The organism is Paenibacillus sp. GYB003 (genome assembly GCF_036577625.1).
Taxonomy (GTDB): Bacteria; Bacillota; Bacilli; order Paenibacillales; family NBRC-103111; genus Paenibacillus_AB.
On record NZ_JARBDC010000039.1, the window covers coordinates 1 to 510 of the forward strand.

A 510-nucleotide genomic window follows, 5' to 3' on the forward strand; every position below is an offset into this window, starting at 1 on the left:
AGAGCTTGGAATCCGGTCAGTTATTCGCAAGAAGCGTCCGAATGCCGGACGTAAACCTTCTGTCGTGTTTGCAAATGTCCTGAACAGAGACTTTCACGCAGACGCTCCATTCACCAAGCTGGTCACAAAATGGATCTGCATAACAATGAGATTGTCGCTTGGGAGTTTTCAGAGCGTAATGATTTGCAACTTGTGCTCGACACCGTTAAGCAGCTCGGTACCCGTAAGGATGCGGTTCTACACTCCGACCAGGGGATACACGCACAAAGCTTACGAGACTCAACTATCGGCTCAAGGACTACAGGGCAGTCACTCCAGAAGGGGCAACTGTTTTGACAATGCATGTATGGAGTCGTTCTTCTCTCATCTGAAGACCGAGCAATTGTACCTCAAGCGCCCGAACGATGGGCATGCAGCACGTCGTCTCATTGCAGAATATATAGAGTTTTATAACCATGAACGCTTTCAGAAAAAACTCGGCGACCGCTCTCCGGTTGAGTACCGAATGGC

The 510-nt window shown here is 49.2% G+C and carries 1 pseudogene; it reads left to right on the plus strand.

The window, feature by feature from the left end:
* Nucleotides 1-510: pseudogene (locus tag PV407_RS14115) on the plus strand (IS3 family transposase); the annotation flags it as partial.